Source organism: Veillonella sp. LMAG:90 (genome assembly GCF_008679445.1).
Taxonomy (GTDB): Bacteria; Bacillota; Negativicutes; order Veillonellales; family Veillonellaceae; genus Veillonella_A.
Genome location: NZ_NAND01000001.1, coordinates 1 through 19,017 on the forward strand (window position 1 = coordinate 1; position 19,017 = coordinate 19,017).

The following is a 19,017-nucleotide window of genomic DNA, read 5'->3' on the forward strand; positions in this document are numbered from 1 at the left end:
CGACGCCGTATGGAACGCTCGTTACGGCAAAACCATTTATAACAAGCTAAAGTCGAGCCACATTCCCATCTGCGGTGCCGGCGGTCTTGGCTCACATATCGCCATTAGCCTCGCGCGGCTTGGCATCGGCGAGCTCACCATCATCGACAAGGATGTGGTAGACATTACGAACCTTGGTCGCCAAGCTTATGAAATGACGGATTTGGGCAAACCGAAAGTTGTAGCCTTAAAAGATATTCTTCACCGCATCAATCCGTTCATCAAAGTGAACGCCGTCCACACCACCATCAACAGCAGTAATTTTGACAACTATTTAAAAGGCTTCCCCTACATCATCGAAGCCTTCGACTCGGCTGAAAACAAGGCGGAATTAACAAGCTATGTACTAACGCATTATCCCGCAACAACGTTAATCGGGGCCAGCGGCGTCAGCGGTTACGATCATCCGAATACGGTCCAAACCAAAGAATTATTCAGCCGCTATTACCAAACAGGTGACGGCCACAGCGAAAGCACCCTCGGACTTTTGGCACCGCGTGTCATGCTCTGTGCCGCTCACGAAGCAACCATGCTCTTACATTTATTACTGACTCAAAAGGAGTGACACTATGTCAACAACAGCCTCACAACAGGCCACCATCGAACCAAGTTCTAAATTTACACCGGAAGGCGATACCTTCACGCTGGGCGGCAAAACATTTTCTTCCCGCCTTATCTTAGGTTCCGGCAAATTTTCACTACCCCTTATAAAAGCCGTCGCCGAAGAAGGCAAGGCTCAAATCATCACCTTAGCTTTGCGTCGCGCCACGCCGGACGGGCAAGAAAACATCTTAGACTTTATGCCTAAAGATGTAACCTTATTGCCAAATACCTCAGGTGCCCGCACAGCGGAAGAAGCGGTGCGCATTGCCGAACTCTCCCGTGCCATGGGCTGCGGCGATTTTGTCAAAGTAGAAATCATTAGCGATGCCCGCTGGCTCTTGCCGGATAACCAAGAAACCATCCGTGCCACCAAAATGCTGGCCGATAAAGGCTTTGTCGTACTCCCTTATATGTATCCCGATTACTATGCCACTAAGGCTCTTGAAGAAGCCGGCGCAGCCGCCATCATGCCCCTCGCCGCACCGATTGGCAGTAACCGCGGTCTTTGTACCAAAGCTTTCATCGACATTGTTCTAAAAAGTACGGACTTGCCGGTTATCGTCGATGCAGGCATCGGCAAACCGTCGGAAGCATGCGAAGCCATGGAGATGGGTGTCACCGCCATCATGTGCAACACGGCCATCGCCACGGCCGGCAATGTAGCGCAAATGTGTAAAGCTTTTCGCCTCGCCATCGAAGCCGGTCGCCTGGCGTACCTTGGCCAAACGGGCCGCGTTATTGCGGACCAAGCGGAAGCATCCAGCCCACTCACGGGCTTCTTGAACGATTAAATACATACACACGAAATGATTACGTGCGCATCTTCAAGACAAGTTCTTCCGACATTGATCACCGGATTACTTTCCTAATGCGCAATTAAACTCAAGCTAAATAATTTAGGAGATCATAATGAATATATTACCTACTCCTCGTCATATGATGCCGCCCAAGCTCAATGGCCACATCAAAACGGCCACGCCCGACGACGAAGCTGTATTAAAAAATAACATCATGGCCTACACTTCGTCCATGGACCAATTGGATATGACGCGGCTCAACTATGTGCTGAATACTAAAAACAGCTTTTCTGATAAAAACTTTACCGCCCACCATGTAGAGCAAGCCTTGGCCAAAGACACATTGGAGCCGGAAGATTTTATGGCCCTCCTCAGTACGGCTGCCGCTCCCTATTTAGAGGCGATGGCGCAAAAAGCCAAAACCTTAACGCGGGCTCGCTTCGGCAATAACGTGCAACTATTCACGCCCCTCTATATCGCCAACTACTGCCATAACGGTTGTCGTTACTGTGGTTTTAACAGTAAACAAACGATTAAACGCGCCCAACTTTCCATGGATGATGTGAAACGCGAGTTAGAAAGCATTGCTCAAACAGGCTTACAAGAAATTCTATTTTTAACCGGTGAATCAGAATCGCGCTCTTCCATCGAATATATTGCAGCCGCCCTCGAACTGGCCAAACCATATTTTGCCAACATCGGCATAGAAATCTATCCGGCCAATCAAGCGGACTACGAAATTCTCCATCAAGCAGGCGCGGACTTCATCACTGTATTCCAAGAGTCTTACGACCTTAAAGCGTATGAATACTACCACCCTTACGGCAATAAACGCTCCTTCCCGTATCGCTTTTATGCCCAAGAACGGGCTTTGAACAGCGGCTTTAGAGGCGCCGGCTTTGCCGCTTTATTAGGTCTTAGCAATTTCCGCTACGATGCCTTAGCCACCGGGCTTCACGTCTGGTCTACGCAACAAGCCTTCCCGGCCGCCGAACTCAGTTTTTCCGTACCACGCTTGCGTCCGGTTAACGGTGAACTGGGACACTTCAACCATTTAGTGAGCGACCGTGACTTCTTACAAATCATGTGTGCCTATCGTTTGTTTGTTCCGCAAGCACAAATTACCGTATCCAGCCGCGAAAGCAAAGAATTCCGCAATGCAGTCATGAATATTTGTGCCACCAAAGTATCGGCCGGCGTTCAAGTGGATGTGGGCGGCCACAGTGCCAGTAATAAACATCGCAGTAGCGACCAATTTGACATTAGCGATACCCGCAGCGTTGCCGAAATGCATGATGATATTCAAAAACTGGGCCTCCAGGTAGTGTACCATGACCACATCCGTGTCTAAAAACGAAGTTTTCAACTTAAAAGCTCCCTCAACTGCGCAAGGGGACGCAACCACACAAGGTTCTATGAAACTAACCTATGTCACTCATTTACCCGCACTCTATGAGTTTTTAGGAAAAATAAATTCACCCTTGTCACCGACCGACTATTTACGAGCTCTAATTAAGTCCGGTCCCGATGCAGTATTGCTTCGAGCTAAGGAATTATCCATCAAAGAGTATGAGGACCTACTCACAGAACTTCTTCCCATAGCTAAAACGGTCGGCACGGAGCTCATCATCAGCCACCATATCGACTTAGCCATAAAATATAATTTGCCGGCTCAACTTTCAGTGCCCGAATGTCTCGATATAACGGCTCAAGCCCAGGCAGAGTCTGTTTTAGGATATAAAGTTCTTATGCCTGCCCCGTTTAAATTTGGGGTTTCAGTTCATTCTTTAGGTGAAGCCCAAAAAGGAGAATCTCAGGGTGCCAAATGGTTAGTCTTAGGGCACTTATTCCCTTCTCGCTGCAAACCGGGACTGGCACCGCGAAATAGCGCCGAATGCCAGGACGTGCTTGAGTTCGCGAAAGCCCACCATATCCCCCTTCACGCTATCGGCGGCATAAACTTTAACACGTTCAGCCAACTTCCAAAAGGATTTGCGGGCATCTATGTAATGACGGAAACCATGGAACAGGAAGATATTTACGGTTACACGAAAAAATGGCGGCAACTGTTAAGCGGCATTGAATAAACTTAGTTTTCTATTAACTACAAAAGGCGCTTGAATCTAAGCAGAGATAGATTCAGGCGCCTTTTATAAGGGTCATTGGCTATATTTTTATTGTATTGAATATGTAGTATTTGATATTCCGCATCTAGGATTTAAAATCCAGTACTCAATATCTAATACTTTGTATTCGGCATTCAGTATCTAATACTTTGTATTATTAGTTGCCTTTTACTTTTAAAATGTCAGCACCGGCAATACCAGGTTTTGTCATTTCAGCCGGCGATAAGATATGGTTCATTTCGGCTTCGGTCAACAAACCTTTTTCCAAAATGATTTCTTTAATAGCGCGGCCCGTTGTGTACGCTTCTTTAGCCAAAGCGGATGCGTTTTCATAACCAACATACGGTAACAAAGCGGTTACGATGCCCACACTGCGGTTCAACCAGTATTCGCAACGTTCGCGGTCAACTTCGAGGTCGATTAATAATTTATCAACGAAAGTATTTACGCCGTTTTTCAAATAGCACATAGCATTGAACAAGTTGTACGCAATAACCGGTTCCATAACGTTCAATTCGAACTGGCCGTTTTCAACGCCCAAGGTTACGGCTAAGTCGTTAGCTACTACCTGGTAGCAGACCTGGTTCAATACTTCCGCAATTACAGGGTTAACTTTGCCCGGCATAATGGAAGAACCCGGTTGACGAGGTGGTAATTTCAATTCGCCAATACCGCAACGAGGGCCGGATGCCATCAAGCGGAAATCGTTCGCCATTTTAATCAACACGAGAGCCGTTACTTTCATGCCACTGGAAATGTCGGCAAAAATATCGGTGTTGTTCGTAGCATCGATCAAGTTATCAGCGGTAACAAATTTTTCACCAACCACTTCAGATAATTCATGAGCTACGTCTTCGATGTAAGAAGGTTCGGCGTTAAGACCCGTACCTACAGCAGTCGCCCCCATGTTCACAACATGAGCACCTTCAATGGAAGACTGAATACGTTTAATGCCACGGCGAATACCGGAAGCGTAAGAGCCCATTTCCTGACCAAGGGTAATCGGCACAGCGTCTTGTAAATGAGTACGGCCCATTTTCAAAACTTCTTTGTATTCTTCCGCTTTCTTTTCCAATTCGTCAACTAAGCGCTGCAATGCTTCAATTAACGGTTTGCTTTTTAAAATAGCACACACTTTAATAGCTGTCGGGAATGTATCGTTCGTGGACTGAGCCATGTTGCAGTGGTTGTTTGGAGAAATAATGTCATAACTGCCTTTGGCATGACCTAAGATTTCAAGACCACGGTTCGCCAACACTTCGTTCATGTTCATGTTGAAGGATGTACCGGCACCACCTTGAATCGGATCGATTGGGAATTGTTCTACCCATTGGCCGGCAATGATTTCATCGGCAGCCTGCACGATGGCATTACCGATAGTCGGATCCATACGACCTGTCTTCATGTTAGCCAAAGCACTGGCTTTTTTAACCATAGCCATGGATTTAATGAAATCACGGTCAAGATGTTTCCCTGTAATTGTAAAATTTTCCATTGCGCGAAGAGTTTGCACACCATAATACAATTCGTCAGCAACTTCTAATTCGCCTAAAAAATCATGTTCCTTACGCATACATTTTACCTCATTTCTTCTAGTACCTACTATGTTGAACCGATTATCGCAAACCGGTTAAAATCATTGTTATATTATTGTTATGTTACTGTTAGTTTTTGTTCGCTCATTGGATTCCTTCTGTACAACTTTAAGACTGTATTATCCTTTGTCTTAAAACTTCATTATTCAAGCTGCATATAGGAAATGTCCGGTATGGGCTAAGTTCGCTCCATCCAATATCTACCGGACACGTTCATTATAACATGTATACAATGTACAACAAAGGCTAAAAGGGCCATAAAGCTATATCAAATAAGGATATAGCTGGCATAGGTCATGTCTTTTTCTATAGAACAGTTAACAAAGCCACTAGCTACAACGGTATAACAACAATGAGTTTGACGCATAGCTCTGACGAGTTTTGACGCTTTTTAGTACGGTAATATGCATTTGGCTAAGACTATAGAATATAAAGGCTCGTCAGCCTCTTCCTACAAATAAAAAGAGCCGCAGCGAAATACAGATGCACTGTTTTCGCTACAGCTCAATTATGGTTTGAGTAAATGTCCGATATATTAGTCTTCTACAGACACCAATTCAATTTTGAAGTTAAGTTCTTTGCCGGCCATTTCATGGTTAGCGTCGAAAGTAATCATTGTTTCAGTTTTGTCGATTACTTTAGCCGGTACCGGTTGACCTGCAGTATTAGTTAACTGAACACGATTGCCTACTTCGAGTTTTTCAGAACCCGGTAATTCAGCAATTTCAATTGTTAAAATATAAGCAGGATTTGCTTCGCCGTAAGCATCAGCAGGCATCAAGTGAATATCTTTTACTTCGCCTACAGCCATGTCTTTAACGGCTTCGTCAAAACCTTTAATCATCATGCCGGCACCACAAATGAATTCTAATGGTTCACCACGATCGTAAGAAGAATCAAACTTCGTGCCGTCATTAAACGTGCCGGTGTAATGTACTTGTACTTTTTTGTTTTCGTTGCTCATGTTTAGCTCCATTCTGTTTAGAGAATTTCTGAAAAATATTCAAATCCTTTTCATTGTACACTAAGTAAGTCATAAAGTAAAACTATCTAAATAATCGCTAATTCCAATTCTTAATGGGTAATATAATGTAAACCATCATCACCTTGAAAAATTTCAGAACCATTTTTTTCTCGTTTAATCTTTTTTTGATTAATTAGCTTTTCTTTTTCTGCTTTAATCCTTTTTAGGAGTTCACTTGCTGGTTCATCATTAGGGTCTTGGGGAGTCAATTTCCCTCTCATTGCCAAATCTAAAATTTTATCTTTCAGCGCTTTTGTATCTATCATTCTTCAACCTCACCTAAAAGCTCCTTCAGTTGTGCTACAGCATGCGCTATATTATCTGATTTTTCCTGCATAAGATCTAACATTTCTAAAATAGTATATTCTGTTTCCTCGCTTTCAGGTTCAATCCAAGAAATATCTAAATTCACACTATCCCTTTTTAAGATCTCTTCAATGCTATACTTACGCCATCGACCATTAGTGTTAGACTCATTCCAAAGTTCCTGACGCTCCTCACGATAATCTCGTTTATAACATTCAACAAATTCTTTAAAATCATCTTTATTCAAAGGATTTCGTTTTCCAAATGTTCTCATATTATTACGTAGATCATATATCCAAATCTCCTTAGTATTGTTTGTTTCTGTTGCGCCTCTTTCAAAAAACAATACATTTGTTTGAACACCTTTAGCATAAAAAATTCCCGTTGGTAACCGCAAGATAGTGTGTAAATTACATTTATTCATTAAGTCTCGCCTAATTAACTCTCCTACACCACTATCAAATAAAACATTGTCTGGAACAACGACTGCAGCCCTTGATTTTCCATTGGGCTTCAAAGAATTATAAATTATCTGAAGAAAATTCAGCTGCTTATTACTTGTCTCGTATGTTAAATCATCACGAGTCGCTCGTTCTCCTCCTGACTTTGTTCCAAAAGGTGGATTGGTTAAAACAACATCAAAATCCTTCATCCACTTCCCATTAGAAGATAAAGAGTCTCCCTGCACTAATCTACAATCTATGTCATGAAGCAATGCATTCATCAATGCTAATTTATGTGTATTAGGAACTAATTCCATACCACTTAAAGCCTTTTGTTTTTGAAACTCAACCTCATCAGGCGATAGTTCAAAAAACTCGTCATACTTTGATTTAAGATAATGATTTGCTGCGATCATAAAACCAAATGTACCTGCTGCTGGATCATTTAGTTTTTCTCCTTTAACTGGATTGACTAATTCCACCATGACATCAATTAAAGCTCGTGGTGTAAAATATTGACCTGCACCAGATTTTGTTTCATTAGCATTTTTCTCTAATAACCCCTCATACAAATCTCCAAGACCTTCTTCTTTGGCCGAATACCATTCTAAATCATCAATAGATTTAATTATCTTTTCTAGATTCTTAGGTTCATCTATATGGGTTGAAGCGTCTGCATAAATCATATTTAATGTTCTATTCGCCGTAATTGCAGGATCTCCTAAGTCGAGCAATAACCTTTTATAAAATTTCTTAAGCTTTAAACCTTCTTTAGAAACTAACTCATCCCAACGATACATCTCCGGAATTACTTCTTCAGAGTTTTGTTCTTTCATCATTTTAAGAAACAAAACATAAGTTAACTCAGTTACATAGTTTTGATAACTAATCCCATCATCTCGTAAAATATCTGCCATTTTCCATAGTTTTTGTACAATTTCATTATTTGTCACAATTTATCTCCTATCACTATGATATATACAATTCATCATTAAGTAATTCAATAACTTTGTCTATATCTTCTCCTATTCTTCGTTTCATCCCGTTATATCCGCCTTTTTCACGCCATACAGTTGTCTCATCAAAATATACCTGTGCTGTTGGCGCCAATACCGGCGTACTCAAAAGTTGGGCTCTAATACGTTTCAGCCACTCCATTTGTTTCGGTGTCCAAGATTTCATATTATATACTTTTTCCATGGCATTTTCTATACGTGTCTCATGAGAAACTAATGCACTTCCAATTGCAGCTTGTCTAATAAAGCTAATAATATCTGCAACAATATATTCTTTTTTGGCTTTTTGCCACGCAGAATTCAACATATTTTCATCGTAATGATTACGTTTTAATTCTAATTGAATAGAGCGCAATTCGTTAAAAGTCAAATCTTTTGGTCTATTAACTATAATATTTAAAGCTGCAATTTTATTTATATTATCGTTTATAAACTTTGAAAACTCTTCTAAATAGTCATTAGGTTTCATATTCTTAGGACCATACGTTTGAATTACTTCCAAAAGCTTATCCGGATGCTTAGAAATATATTTAATATTTGGATATTTTGAATTTGTGTGCAAACGATCAAAAGAGTCTATTTTATCTTTTTCGGCTCCCAACTGTTTTTGGCTCATGCTCTTTAAGTCTAATAGCCACGAATCCAATGTACCAAAAGAAGCTGATATTTCTATATTATTTTCTTCAGTTCTATCAATTCGTTGTTTTTTTTGCTGCATTTTAGCAATGAGCTCATTTTTAAAATATTCATATGTTTCGTTATCTGTAGCATCTAATGCTCTCTGATACAACTCCATTAAAGATAGATTAGTATTTACTACAACCGGTTTCATATCAGTAATATTCTTCAAATGATCATATAAATGAACCGCATCGAAAATATAAAATGATGTCTTACCAATCTTCGGACAAAGCCTTGTTGCACGACCTAACATTTGATCATATAAAATGCGAGAACGTACTCTCCGCAAAAAGACTAAATTAATTATTTTTGGCACATCAATACCTGTAGTTAATAAATCTACGGTTACCACTATATTAGGATATTTCTCATTTTTAAATCGCTTAATTGCTTCTTCTGGATTCTTAATATATCCTGTAATTTTAATAATGGCATCATCATGTACCGGAATACCCTTATCTTCATATGCCTTTTTTAAAAGTCGAACTACCATATCAGCATGTAAATCATTGGCTGCAAAAATAAGAGTTTTCCCATCGTCGTCTGTATCTAAATAATCAGTTAATTTTTCTAAGATTACTTTATTAAAATCCTCTGTAATTACCTTTTTATTAAAATTGTCTACTTCAAAACTTAATTCATCCTCTAAATAGGCCTTATCAAAAACCTTCTTTTCTTCATCCCATATATCGACATCTGATTTTGCAGCAAAAGTTATCCCATTTTTTAATAGCTCTGTCTCAAATCTATATGGCGGCTCATGATCAACTAAAAAACCATCAATCACAGCATCAGAATACGAATAAGTATATATAGGTGCATTAAAAATTTTTGTAGTATGTAAAGCTGGAGTTGCCGTAAGCCCCACCACCGTAGCGTCAAAATAATCAATAACTCTTCTATATTGACTAATATATTCTTGTTGGTCTCTAAATAAAATTTCATCATCAGTCATTTCTTTGTCATAAAGATATCCTCTATGAGCTTCGTCAACAATAATGAAATCATATGTTCCAACAGATAATATTCTATCATCAGAATAAAAAAGCCTCTTAACCATACCTTGAACGGTTGAAATATGAATCTTTGTAGCCGTTTCAGGATCAGGTTCACCTATCGATTTGACATCATAAATATCTGCAACAGATAAATTTTCAATTTTTATATCCCCAAGCGCATCGGCCGCCTGAATACCTAAACTTCTACGATCAACTAAAAAGAGCACTCTCCTTACACGTTTAGTTTTAATTAATCGATACATTAATGCTATCGCCAAACGAGTTTTTCCAGTACCTGTAGCCATTGCCAATAGCATTCGACGTTTATTATCAGCTAATCCCTTTTCAACAGCCTTTATTGCCTCAATTTGATAATAACGTTCTACAAAATCTGGATAAGGTTCATTAATTAATTCAGCATTAGCCTTATTTTCATCTACTTTAAGCTTTTCTTTTAAATCATCCGGACTATGCCACCCTTCTAAAGGAAAAGAAGTTTTTTCAGGGTATCTACTATCCCAGAACCATATTCCAGATTGTTCTTTGAATTGTTCTATATACGAACGACCATTAGTTGCATATATAAAAGGTACTTTATATTCTCCATCTATAAATGGCACCTCATATTCATCCATGTCTTTTATATTTTTAGCATAAGTCTTTGCTTGTTCTATATGACCGGCTATTGAAAAATTATATTGTTTTGCTTCTATTATACCCACCAAATCCAAACCAATAAAAAGAGCATAATCAGCATATCCCCCATTAACAGGAACTTCAGCAATAGCCTTATTCTTATTTTTTTCCGGTCTTTCACCTTGAGACCAAGCTATTTTATCAGTATCCGCTAACCAACCTGCATTACGCAACTGCTCATCAATAAAATTAAGCCGAGTCTCTTTTTCAGAAAGGGGTTTATTTTTAAGATATTTTTGAGACTGAGATCTACGAACTTTAGTAACATTCTTATTAATAATGTTTCCTGAATTTTTACTTAACTTTTGTAATTTTAAACCATAATCTAATCGTTCGCTTTCCAGTATAGCCTCTAATAATTTAATCTTTTCATTTAACTCATCAATTGTACTATTAGGATTATCTTGTAGTTTTTCGGGATTGGAAAAAGCTTTCCCTTCATAATCATAAGAAACATATACTTCCATGAACCAATTTGCAAGAAAATGTGCCCACCGAACACTATTTAGTGCTGTAGTAAAATCACCATAATTTGTATGAACTGCCAAATTACCATGTTTACGAATATTATGAAAAACTTCTAATAGCTCTGGTTCTAAAACATTTCTCAATTCTAATATTCTTAACCGTTTGATTAACGAGCACTCAGAATCAACTTCAATCTGCTCGAGAGAAAATATTGCTTCTACCATACTTTCTGCAAACTGTCTAATTTTAACCAATGTTACATTTGGATCTCTATAAACATTGTACTCCGCTGTTTCTCCCAGATGCCCCAAAAGACTCCATTCATCCTTCATCATATCAAAGTTACTCATATAAATACCCCATTTTCCTAATCTATGCTTCCATGAGTATCTTCCATATATTTATTATTATAGGAAGTATTATTTTATATTATTATATCACATCACCCATGAAATATGATTTTATATTATAAAATATTTGACTTCTAGATATTATCTCAAATATAACAAAAAAGACCGCTTGATGAATTTTTCATCATGAACCGACCCCTTAAAGTTAGACCTAAAAATCTAATTTTAAGGAGGTCGGTTTTTTCATGTCAAAATATAGTTTTAAATTTAAGCTAAAAGTTGTTACAGCATATTTAAATGGAGAAGGCGGTGGCAGAACTCTAGCAAAAAAATATGGAGTCAAATCATATTCTCAGGTCAAAAGATGGATAAAAAATTATCAAGCATTTGGTGTGGAAGGACTTAAAGAAAGAAAATCTAAGACTAAATATACTTCTGAGTTTAAGCAATCTGTGGTAGAGTTGTACTTAACAAGTATCTTATCTTATCAACAAATAGCTTTACAGTACGGAATTAATAATCCAACATTAATTGCTCGATGGAAATCAGAGTATATAAAAGATGGTGTAAATGCCTTTGTTGAACGACCTAAAGGACGGCCACCCACTATGAAGAAATCTGAGACTAAGCAATCCAAGCCTAAGAAACCTATACGTATTAGTCAAAAAGAACTATCTAAATTAACACCTGAGCAACAACGAATTTTAGAACTGGAAAAACAATTGCGCTATGCTCAAATAGAGAATGCCTATTTAAAAGAACTGAGGAGGCTGCGACTCGAGGAAGCTCGAGAAATGAAAAAATCGCAAGAATCATCAACGGCCTCCGAAGAGAGTTCACATTAAAGGAGATTCTTGCGGCATTAAATTTTCCTAAGGCTACTTATATGTATTGGCAAAAGAGGTTCACTCGTGAAGATCCAGATTTAGCAATAAAAATAGAAACTGAAGAGATTCGAAAAACCAATCCCAATTATGGATATAGACGGTTATTACCCTTATTAAAACTTAAAGGGATAGTAATTAATAAAAAGAAACTGCAGCGTATCATTAAAAAGTTTAAACTTCAAATTACTACATATTCTCGCAAAAGCAGAAAATATAACTCCTACAAAGGCAAAAAAGGTACGGTTGCTCCCAATCGAATTCACCGTAGATTTGAATGTATATACCCCCATCAAAAAATCACAACAGATACAACTGAATTCAAGTATTATGAGGGGGGAGCTGATGGAGAATTAATAACAAGAAAATTGTATTTAGATCCATTTATGGACCTATACAATCTTGAAATACTAAGTTTCAGTATTTCACCGGCACCTTCAGCAGCTGGTATTTTAATGGCACAAAGAAAAGCTATTAAAATAACAGAGGATGCTAAATATAGACGAACATTTCACTCTGACCAAGGCTGGGCGTATCAAATGAAAGAATATCAAAGGCTCTTAAAGAATAATAATATCTTCCAGAGTATGTCCAGAAAAGGAAATTGCTATGACAATTCGCCTATGGAAAACTTCTTTTCAATTTTGAAGCAGGAAATGTATTATGGAAAAACATTTCATAGCTACAAGGAATTAGAAACAGCACTTACTCAATATATACTTTATTACAATGAAAAACGAATAAAAGAGAAGTTGAATTGGCTAAGCCCGGTAAAGTATCGCTTAAAGAATACAGTAGCATAAAAAATTCCGAGAAACCTATTCAGGCTTCTCGGAAATAAAAGTCTAACTTTTTGGGGTCACTACATCACTACGGTCTTTTTTCAATATCCGAGTCTTTTAATCTATGCTAAATCATATAGCTATTCAATATTATCTATACACTACTAAACACCATTACTTAACTTCCAGCTGCAACATCATGCCGTTTTCTTCATGTTCCAAGATATGGCAGTGAACCATGAATACGCCAGGTTTAGTGAAGTGAAGTCGGATACGTACGTGTTCGCCCGGATCTACCTGGATAGTATCTTTAAGACCTTTTTCAGCAGCATCTACGGGGCGACCGTTGCGGGACAAGACTTCGAACTGAACACCGTGTACATGGAACGGATGCATCATGCCCATCATGCCCGGATCTGCATTAGATACGTCCCAGATTTCAGTAGAACCCAATTTGCTGGTGAAATCAATACGACCCATGTCGAATTTTTTACCGTTAATCATTACGTTTTGAGCCATGCCGGACATAACGATAGATTTATCGGCCGGTTTCGTCAAGTCATCGGACGCATTCATATTGTTATAGTTCCAAGCGGCCATGTCCGTGTTTACTTTAGCTTCGGCCGTTAAGGTATCGGCCCCACGTTTGAAGTTCAATACATTGGCTGTACCGTTAGTACCGTTTGTAGTTACCAAGCTTGGCAAGGCGTCTTTATATTTTGAAAAATCAACCAACACTTCGACACGTTCACCCGGGGCAATCGTAATGGATTGTTTAGGTACCGGCCAAGGTAAGATGCCACCGTCACCGGCTACTTGCATCATAGGACTCATGTCGGACAACTGTAAGGTATAGGTACGCGCATTGGAACCGTTCAATAACCGAAGACGAACCATGTTGGTTTTCACATCAAAGTATGGATTAATAGTACCATTTACAACGAGGGTATCACCATATACGCCGTCGGCATTATAGTCTTTCTCATAATCCCATTGGTTATCGGCCGTGAAGTTGCGTTCCTGAATGGCCACCGGGATATCGTCAACACCATAAGTATGCGGCAAGTTCAAAGCGCCTTCTTTGTTGTCATCTACGTAGATGAAACCGGCTAAGCCTTTATATACCTGGCTGGCCGTTAAGCCCATGGCATGCGGATGATACCAAGCTGTATTGGCTGACTGATCAACGGTAAACTCAACTTCGCCGGTGCCACCGTTAGCGGCAATCGGATAATGAGGACCACCATCAACATCGGAGCGAACTACCATGCCATGCCAGTGATAGGTTGTTTTTTCAGGTAACTCATTCTTCAATTTAATGGCTACTTTTTCGCCGTGTTTCATGTATAAAGTGGTACCGAGTACGCTGCCGTTATAGCCATATGTATCGGTAAGGGCACCGTCTTTAATGGCTGTTTTCCCTTCTTGAGCCGTTACTTCAAGGTGACGCACACCGTTTTCATCTACTGTCCCTTTTTGCATAGGGGGTATAGCCAACGGTTTTGCAGCTTGTTGTACTTGCTTCAAAGCGGGCACATCATCAACGCCGTGCATGTGTCCCATCATGCCCATCATGCCGTTCATCGAATTAGTAGCCGTCATGCCCATCATACCGCCATTCATCATGCCGGACATCATGGAGTGCATGGAGTTGCTATCCATGGAATTTTGGCCATTCATCATAGAATGCATAGAGCTGTTATTCGCGGAACTCTGATTGTTCATCATGTTATTGACCATGCCGCCCATCATAGAACTCATGTTAGCCGTCATATTTTGGCTGTTTGTAGCGGTCGCGCTATCGTAGCAACAATCATTGGTCGTCACTGTATCATGAGCAGATACAATGGCTGTCCCGCCTGTTATCGCTACTGCCACCAATAAAGCTTTCATATAATTTGAATACTTCTTCATTTCACCGTCTCCAATACTTACATTTTAACTACAACACATTTTAAATATTTCACCTGAAAACCAGGATATATGTATGCCTATACCAATACCGATATATACTTGATTTTGAAATAGTATATACCCCATACCGGTATATTAGGTTTTTTACCATGTAATCATACCATGATTGTAGGAAAGACTCAACACGGGGGTATATTAGGGTACATCTGTCTTTTGAGGCTAGTCTTTTTTATATTTTATGAATAAAAACCTCCTAATATTAGCTCTCATATCTAATATTAGGAGGTTGATTTATAATTTTAATATTGGAGTTTTTTTAATGTAAGTGTTTCAAAATGCTCGACAAGTTGCCTACTATTTTGGCTGATATTCACTGTTAATTTTATTCCAAAACGCTGTATGATGCGCTTCGTTAAATTCATTTTCGCTCATATAGGAATTCGGCAAAGTGAAGGTCATATAGTTTTGTTTCTTTGGATCATAGGTTGGCCACTCAGACTGCTTATTAATTTCACCGGCACGCGCCCAAATTTGAACCATTTGATTGGCTAACTTTTGCTGTTCCGGATTTAAAGCCGTAGATTGAATGGAACTGCCGTTAAATCCAGGGAAGATGTACGGTAATTCATAAGTATGCGATGCTTTTTGCGGGAAACTCGTTACCAAATAAGACGGCGCCGTTTCATCAGCAAACACATAAGCATACACCGGAATCTGATTATAGAGCACATCATTTATGCGTTGCATCGAAGAAGATAACCATGCATCGGTAATCAAAGGGGCAAATGCTTCAGCGTAAGAGTCATATTGCTCCGGTGGATACTCTGCCATAATAGCTTCTTTGAGGCCCGGTCTGTCGCCCAATAAATTTACCAGCCAATCTAATTGAGCCATATACCCTTCACGATCCATGGCTTTCCCGGTCAAAGTTTCCGGTAAGCCGGCAAAGAAATTACCTTCCTGCTTAGTAACACCATTAATAAGGGTTGCTTTATTAAAACGGCCGTTTTTAAATGCTTCCATCGAACGTTCTGGTATGTACTCCCCATCAACCATAAATGTCATCAACATATACGGTGTCTGAGTGCGAAGAATTTGTTCCGTCGATAAGCTTCTAAGCTGTTCGGCCGTAGCATCTTTTAAACCATTGGCTTCGGCAAAGGCAATCCCTTTCGCCTCAGCTTCCGCTATACTGTTCTGTGTAAAGGCAGCCGTCATAGTTGATGTATTACCACTCATGGAAATAACCTGCTGGAACTTACCGGCTGAATGCGGATTTACCATGGCCGTCAAGACACTTTCACCACCGGAAGATTCCCCGGCAAGGGTAACGTTTTGTGGATCCCCACCAAATTGACTGATATTTTCTTGTACCCAGGTGAGTGCCATGTCCTGGTCCATAAGGCCGTAATTGCCGATGGCATGGCCTTCGGCATCAATAGCCGGGTGGGCAAAAAGCCCAAATATACCTAAGCGATAATTTATCGTTACCACTATGGCTCCCTCTTTTGCTAAGGCCGTCGGATTATAATCCTGAGACGCGCCAACTTTTAAACCGCCCCCGTGAACCCATACAAACACCGGAAGTTTCTCATTATTGGCTTCTGCCTTAAGGCGGGCCGCTTCGTCAACAAACACATTAAGATATAAAGCATCTTCGCTACCACCGGCGGTGGCAAATACGCCTAAATCACTATTCTGTGCAAACTGACTTTTATACTCGGTGGCGTCATAAACACCCTCCCAAGATTTTGGCGGCTGCGGCGGACGCCAACGAAGTTCTCCTACCGGTGGCTCAGCATAAGGGATTCCTTTATAGCTCTCAATGCCATTTTCGATTGTCCCTCGCAAAAGACCTGTGTTAATGCGCACGATAGGTGCCGACTGCTGCACCGCCGTGGTCGCTAAATCGGTTACTGCTACCGACGGTGCCCCATTAGTAACAACGACATCGGCCGCCGTGCTGAAACTAAATTGACTTGCTAATAAAACTGCTAAACCTAGTTTACTTAAGTTTCGCCATGCTTTCTTTTGAAATAAATTCATTGTATCACTCCTCTCTGATAACAGTGTAACCGATTTAACATTGACAGAGAAGTTTCCATTTTTTACAATAGATGTAACTAAAAGTTTCTACTTATTATATGCCGATAACTTTTACACCCTACGCTTTATTAGTAACAGTCTTATCTTAAATCAGGTAAAAAGACGTATGTATGCATCGTTTTTCAAAATAAGGAGATCTTATGTACAACAAAGATTTAGATATTTTTAAAGCAGTTGCCGAAACAGGAAGTTTCTCCAAAGCAGCACAAAAGTGTTTTATTACTCATACAGCAGTCATTAAGAAGATGGGCAATCTGGAAACGCACTTTGGCGCGACTTTATTCCATCGTTCGACGCGAGGGGTCACCTTAACAACGGAAGGACAAATACTATATCATCACACGTTAGAGATAATGGACTTCGCTAGTAAAGCAATTGCAGAAATAGAGGCGGTCCAACATAAGAAACATCCGATTCTCCGAATAGGCTGTTCCTTTATGTATCCCATCGATCCATTCATACTCCTTTGGAATCGTAATTTATCGGTAACGGCAAATATGCAGTTTAGAATTATTCCCTTTAGTGAAGATGAGTCTTATAAGAAACTACTTAATAATAAATTTGACTGTATTATCAGCCCCTACAATCATTTTCGCGCTACCGATAATATTTCAATTCTCCCGTTAGGCTCGTATCACTTTTGCTTGGCCGTACCCATACAGCACCCATTACACGGCCTATCGCAATTATCTTTTAAAGATTTAGAAGGTCATCGCTTGCGCATGATGATTACCGGCATCAGTCCTTTAAACGACAATATCCGTAACCATCTGGTAACGCATCACCCACAAATTAACATCGTAGATATTCAGGACCACTACAATATGGATACCTTCAACGATTGTGCCGAAAGCGGAGACATATTACTGTCCTTAGACTGTTGGCAACAGATTCACCCGGCCCTTCTGTCTATTCCTTTGGAAGAATCCTATGAAATGCCATATGGTCTAATTTATTCTAAAGAAAGTCCACCTAATGTTCTTTCGTTTTTGGAACAACTAAAAACTGAGTAAACATCGATGTCAACCCCCCTATCAACAGCTAATAAGGGGCGATCCCAATGACAGTCCTCTAAGTATTTCAACACACAAAAACACCCCGTGACCTAAGCCACGGGGTGTTTTGATTTGTTAAGCTATAATGCTAAACTTAAATTATTTAAGTTCAACAGTTGCGCCAGCTTCTTCCAATTTAGCTTTAAGAGCTTCAGCGTCAGCTTTAGCAATGCCTTCTTTTACAGGAGCAGGTGCGCCGTCAACAACAGCTTTAGCTTCTTTCAAGCCAAGACCGGTTACTTCGCGAACAACTTTGATTACGTTGATTTTACCAGCGCCAGCGTCTTTCAAGATTACGTCGAATTCAGATTTTTCTTCGCCTGCGCCAGCAGCACCGCCAGCAGCAGCAACAGCTACAGGAGCAGCTGCAGTTACGCCAAATTTGTCTTCGATAGCTTTTACAAGATCATTTAATTCAAGGATTGTTGCTTGTTCTAATTCAGCAACGATGTTTTCAATGTTAAGTGCCATGATTTAGTTCCTCCACTAATTATATTTGGTAGTAATATGTTTAAATTACCGATTATGCTACAGTTTCGTCTTTTGCTTCGGAAACCGCTTTTACAGCGTAAGCCACGTTGCGGATTGGAGCCTGAAGTACGGAAAGGAGCATGGAAAGCATACCTTCACGGTTAGGCAATTTAGCAAGGGCTTTAACTTCGTCAGCATTGATTAATTTACCTTCAACAAGACCTACTTTAACGTCAATTGCTTCAGTTTTAGTGTCTTTAATGAAGTTTTCAATGATACGAGCCGGAGCTACTGCATCAGTTTTGGAAATTGCCAACGCAGTTGGACCTTCCAAGTGCTCCGCGAAACCTTCAATACCTAATTCATTAACTGCAATGCGAGTCAATGTATTTTTGATTACTTTGTACTCTACATCTTCAGCCAAGAATTTACGGCGTAAATCAGTTACCTGAGCTACTGTCAAGCCATGGTAACCAACAAGTACGGCCCCCTTTGCTTCAGAAAGATTTTCTTTCATCTGTGCAACGATTGCCTGTTTCTGTGTAGTGACAGCCATTAGAATACCTCCTTATAGATTTTTGGTGATGCTCTATGTACTATCTTAGCGTAAAAAACGACCTCACCGCCAAAACGATGAGGTCAGAACCGTTCTACTAAAAGAAT

At 39.9% G+C, this 19,017-nt stretch carries 15 protein-coding genes; 6 read left to right on the top strand and 9 right to left on the bottom strand.

Features of this window, described 5'->3' with window-relative positions; translation table 11 throughout:
- The 4 genes from thiF to CCC71_RS00020 form a co-directional block, all read left to right on the top strand.
- On the top strand, window positions 1-604 hold a 604-nt coding region (thiF, locus tag CCC71_RS00005; protein WP_296332562.1), incomplete at its 5' end, for a sulfur carrier protein ThiS adenylyltransferase ThiF.
- A 4-nt stretch (window positions 605-608) separates the two neighbouring features.
- Complete coding sequence (locus tag CCC71_RS00010; RefSeq protein WP_021842331.1) at window positions 609-1,433, top strand: thiazole synthase; 825 nt, start codon at window positions 609-611, stop codon at window positions 1,431-1,433.
- A gap of 118 nt (window positions 1,434-1,551) precedes the next feature.
- Window positions 1,552-2,790, top strand: a complete 1,239-nt coding sequence (gene thiH / locus CCC71_RS00015; protein WP_226974534.1) for a 2-iminoacetate synthase ThiH — start codon at window positions 1,552-1,554, stop codon at window positions 2,788-2,790.
- Window positions 2,783-3,526 (top strand): thiamine phosphate synthase, encoded by a 744-nt coding sequence (locus tag CCC71_RS00020; protein ID WP_296332565.1) that lies wholly within the window; start codon window positions 2,783-2,785, stop codon window positions 3,524-3,526. Before thiH ends, CCC71_RS00020 begins: the two co-directional genes overlap by 8 nt.
- 196 nt (window positions 3,527-3,722) lie before the next feature.
- Here CCC71_RS00020 and CCC71_RS00025 read toward each other — a convergent pair whose 3' ends face one another.
- From CCC71_RS00025 to hsdR, 5 genes are all read right to left on the bottom strand, one after another.
- Entirely contained in the window at window positions 3,723-5,138 is a 1,416-nt protein-coding gene (locus CCC71_RS00025) for an aspartate ammonia-lyase (RefSeq protein ID WP_296332568.1), read from the bottom strand.
- A gap of 557 nt (window positions 5,139-5,695) precedes the next feature.
- Window positions 5,696-6,124 (bottom strand): FKBP-type peptidyl-prolyl cis-trans isomerase, encoded by a 429-nt coding sequence (locus CCC71_RS00030; RefSeq protein WP_021842327.1) that lies wholly within the window; start codon window positions 6,122-6,124, stop codon window positions 5,696-5,698.
- A gap of 110 nt (window positions 6,125-6,234) precedes the next feature.
- Complete coding sequence (locus CCC71_RS00035) at window positions 6,235-6,450, bottom strand: hypothetical protein (RefSeq protein WP_295241269.1); 216 nt, start codon at window positions 6,448-6,450, stop codon at window positions 6,235-6,237.
- The gene (locus tag CCC71_RS00040) at window positions 6,447-7,886 is read right to left on the bottom strand and encodes a class I SAM-dependent DNA methyltransferase (RefSeq protein WP_021840203.1); all 1,440 of its coding nucleotides are present in this window, start codon (window positions 7,884-7,886) and stop codon (window positions 6,447-6,449) included. The genes CCC71_RS00035 and CCC71_RS00040 overlap by 4 nt, the downstream gene beginning before the upstream one ends.
- A gap of 16 nt (window positions 7,887-7,902) precedes the next feature.
- On the bottom strand, window positions 7,903-11,142 hold the full coding sequence (gene hsdR, locus CCC71_RS00045) for a type I restriction-modification system endonuclease (protein ID WP_296332570.1): 3,240 nt from the start codon (window positions 11,140-11,142) through the stop codon (window positions 7,903-7,905).
- A 245-nt stretch (window positions 11,143-11,387) separates the two neighbouring features.
- Here hsdR and CCC71_RS00050 point away from each other — a divergent pair.
- Window positions 11,388-12,829 (top strand): IS3 family transposase gene (locus tag CCC71_RS00050; protein WP_296332573.1). Its coding sequence is split into 2 segments (ribosomal slippage): window positions 11,388-11,895 and window positions 11,895-12,829, totalling 1,443 coding nucleotides; the frame shifts between segments, so codons are not numbered across the junction.
- A 153-nt stretch (window positions 12,830-12,982) separates the two neighbouring features.
- Here CCC71_RS00050 and CCC71_RS00055 read toward each other — a convergent pair.
- Together CCC71_RS00055 and CCC71_RS00060 are read right to left on the bottom strand one after the other, a co-directional pair.
- On the bottom strand, window positions 12,983-14,722 hold the full coding sequence (locus CCC71_RS00055; protein ID WP_021840360.1) for a multicopper oxidase family protein: 1,740 nt from the start codon (window positions 14,720-14,722) through the stop codon (window positions 12,983-12,985).
- Between the two features lie 354 nt (window positions 14,723-15,076).
- On the bottom strand, window positions 15,077-16,768 hold the full coding sequence (locus CCC71_RS00060) for a carboxylesterase/lipase family protein (protein ID WP_156705529.1): 1,692 nt from the start codon (window positions 16,766-16,768) through the stop codon (window positions 15,077-15,079).
- 200 nt (window positions 16,769-16,968) lie between these two features.
- Here CCC71_RS00060 and CCC71_RS00065 point away from each other — a divergent pair, with 200 nt between their 5' ends.
- Window positions 16,969-17,841, top strand: a complete 873-nt coding sequence (locus CCC71_RS00065; RefSeq protein WP_021840358.1) for a LysR family transcriptional regulator — start codon at window positions 16,969-16,971, stop codon at window positions 17,839-17,841.
- Between the two features lie 141 nt (window positions 17,842-17,982).
- Here CCC71_RS00065 and rplL read toward each other — a convergent pair whose 3' ends face one another.
- Both rplL and rplJ read right to left on the bottom strand, forming a co-directional pair.
- Window positions 17,983-18,354, bottom strand: coding sequence for a 50S ribosomal protein L7/L12 (gene rplL / locus CCC71_RS00070; RefSeq protein ID WP_006555624.1), 372 nt, complete (start codon window positions 18,352-18,354; stop codon window positions 17,983-17,985).
- A gap of 52 nt (window positions 18,355-18,406) precedes the next feature.
- Window positions 18,407-18,910 carry a 50S ribosomal protein L10 gene (gene rplJ, locus CCC71_RS00075; RefSeq protein WP_006555623.1) on the bottom strand — a complete coding sequence of 168 codons (504 nt, stop codon included), beginning with the start codon at window positions 18,908-18,910 and terminating at the stop codon, window positions 18,407-18,409.
- Window positions 18,911-19,017: the final 107 nt, after the last annotated feature.